Genomic DNA, 3225 nt, shown 5'->3' with positions numbered 1-3225 from the left:
AGCGAAAATCATTGGTCAGCAGGCCGATGGGGCATGGTTAGAAAAAGCCAGCATTATCCACAAGACATACCTCGACTCAGCCACCTTCAGCGCCGATAGTCGCTATGTGATAACCGTCTCCAACGGCGGGTCTTATTCGGTGACAATCACTGAACTACGGAGCCATAATTCATTGCTCGCTGTCACTGAGTGACGACATTTTGCATGCCCTGAAAGACAGACACTCTGTTAGTTGTCCTAAACAACTTGTTACGAACTTTCGTCCTGGAACTGAATCTAATCAAACAGCATCAACATTCACTGTCCTTGCTGATCGAAGATAAATACCTACTTTGGAGGAATCAGGGATGCATGGCATAGATAATAACACCAGCATTGCAGAATCAAACACGCCACCGCCCAAGCGAACAAAAACGGGGAGTGCATCATCTTGTTTCAGTGCGGGTAGATCCGTTGCTGTTGCTGTTGCTGACAAAGAAGAAAAGGATAGACCTCCATTTCAGTATTTTTTTATTTTATCAAGTTCCCTGATTTTCAGCCGTTTGCAACTTCGGGATATTGTCAGATTAGAACGGGTATGCACCCGACTTCGCGATGGTATTCATCAAGATAATGCTGTGGCAAAAGCCTGGTATCGCCGGTTTCCTTCACCACTCCAGTATCAACTAAGGACAGCCATCAATTCAAAAAATGATGTTCAACTCCGTGATTGGTTTGAGTCGTTTACGAATGATGGGGCGTTAGTGAATTCACTCACAGACCTCAAACTGGAGAGGGTTTATGTACCTGCCCTGTTTTTTTTCACCAAGACTAAGCTGATGTCTCAATGTGAAAGATTTTCATCAGTTACAACAGAAACGATTCACGAAAAGAACTACGTAAACTCAGCCAGCCTCAGTGCTGATGGCCGCCATCTGATCACCGCCAGTGTCGATGGCACGACAAAAATCTACGTTCATAAGGCTGCCGGATCATGGGAAGTAATAGCCATCATTTCCCATACCAGCTCGGTCAATTCAGCCACCTTTAGCCCCAATTGCCGCTATGTGGCGTCCGCCAGTCAGGATGGCACGGTGATCATCTACGGCTATAAGGCCGATGAGTCCTGGAAACCGGTAGGCAGCATTTCCCATACCGACTGTGTCTACTCAGCCACCTTCAGTGCCGATAGTCGCTATTTGGTGACCGCCAGTGAGGATAAAACGGCAAAAATTTACAGTCTCAGGGACAATGGATCATGGGAAATTAAAGCCACTATCCCTCAAAATGGTCCGATCAAATTAGCCACCTTCAACCCCATTGCTCACAATATACTGACCGGCAGTGAAGATAAAATGGCAGAAATCTGTGACCTCAATTACGGTAGATCCTGTAAAGAAATAGCCAGCATTGAGCGTCATAGATGGGTCATATCAGCCACCTTCAGCCCCAGTGGCCGCCATGCGGTGACTTCCAGAAAGGATGACACGGCGAAAATCTATGAACAAAAGGCCGATGGATCATGGGAACCAAAAAAAACCATTCGCCATATTGACTATGTTAACTCAGCCAACTTTAGCCCCGATGGCCGCTATGTGGTGACGGCCGGCGAGGATGGCGTAGTAAAAATCTATGGCCAGAAAGCCAATGGGACGTGGGAACTGGAAGGCGACATTGTCCATAAAGACGGAGTCTTATCAGCCACCTTCAGCCCTGATGGTCGCCATATAGTGACTGCCAGCAAGGACGGAACAGCAAAAATCATTGGTCAACAGGACGATGGGTCATGGGTAGAAAAAGCCAGTATATCCCATAATGGCTGGGTCTTGTCAGCCAGCTTCAGCGCCGATGCCAGCCGTGTAGTCACTGCCAGTAACGACTGCACAGTGAAAATCACTGAACTACGAAGCAATAATTCATTGTCTGCTGTCACTGAGTGACGCCATTTTGATTGCAATGAAAGACAGGAACTCTGTCAGTCGCCTTTTAGAATATTTTATGAACTTCCACTCTAAAACTGACTCCAACTTAGCGGTATCGACATTGATTGTCCTTGCTGATCGAAGATAAATACCCACTACGGAGAATTCAGGGATGCATGGAATAGATAATAACGCCAGCATTGCAAAACCAAACTCGCCACCCACCAGGCAAGCTCAAATGGAGCCTGCATCACCTTGTGTCAGTGTCGGCAGATCGGTAGCTATAGTCGACGTGGAAGAAAAGGACAGACCTTCCTTTCAGTATTTTGCTGTTTTATCCAGTTCCATGATTTGCAGCCGTTTGCAACTTCGGGATATTGTCAGTTTAGAACGGGTATGCACCCGCCTTCGCGATGGCATCAAACAAAATAATGCACTGGCAAAAGCCTGGTATCGCCGGTTTCCTTCGCCACAGCAGTATCAACTAAGGACATCCATCAATACAAAAAATCATGATCAACTCATTGATTGGCTCAAGTCGTTCACAAACGATCAGGCGTTAGTGAACTCACTCAAAGATCTCAAAACGGAAAGGGCTTATGTGCCTGCCCTGTTATTTTTCACCAAGACTAAGCTGATGTCTGAATGTAAAACATTTGAATTAGTTACAACAGCAACCATTCACGAAAAGGAATACGTAAGCTCAGCCAGCCTTAGTGTCGATGGCCGCCATCTGGTCACTGCCAGTAGTGATAACACCGCAAAAATTTACGCTCACAAGGGCGCTGGATCATGGGAAGTAATAGTCGTCATTCCCCATCATCGTTGCGTCAATTCAGCTACCTTCAGCCCCGATGGTCACCATGTGGTGACTGCCAGTAGCGATGGCACGGCGAAAATCTATCGCCATACGGACGATGGGTTCTGGGAACCATCAGGCAGCATCTCCCATACTGATCGTGTCTACTCGGCCACCTTTAGCCCCGATAGCCGCCGTGTGGTGACTGCCAGTATAGATCAAACGGCAAACATCTATGTTCTCAAGGACGATGGATCATGGGAAAGTGAAGCCACTATCCTTCATAACAGCCCGGTCAAATTGGCCACCTTCAGCTCCGATGGCCGCCATGTAGTCATCGCCGGTAAGGGTAAGACAAAAATCCTGAGCAAGGAGGCCGATGGATCATGGCTGGAAAAAGCCAACATTGACCATGATAGAAGCGTCCAATCAGCCACCTTCAGCCCCGATAGCCGCCATGTTGTCATCGGTTGCAAGGATAATACGGCGACAATCTACCGCCAGACCGATGGATCATGGGAACTA

3 protein-coding genes are annotated in these 3225 nt (G+C 47.4%); all 3 read left to right on the top strand.

What is annotated here, in order from left to right; translation table 11 throughout:
* Window positions 1-193, top strand: a 193-nt coding sequence (locus KDK16_RS08045) for a hypothetical protein (protein ID WP_257275515.1), incomplete at its 5' end; no start/stop codon positions are given.
* Between the two features lie 154 nt (window positions 194-347).
* Complete coding sequence (locus KDK16_RS08040) at window positions 348-1919, top strand: F-box/WD40 repeat-containing protein (RefSeq protein ID WP_257275513.1); 1572 nt, start codon at window positions 348-350, stop codon at window positions 1917-1919.
* 154 nt (window positions 1920-2073) lie between these two features.
* Window positions 2074-3225 (top strand): WD40 repeat domain-containing protein (locus tag KDK16_RS08035; RefSeq protein WP_257275512.1); only part of this gene is annotated, 1152 nt, incomplete at its 3' end.

Source organism: Endozoicomonas sp. SESOKO4, assembly GCF_024606275.1.
This window is presented reverse-complemented; position numbering and strand designations above follow the sequence as displayed.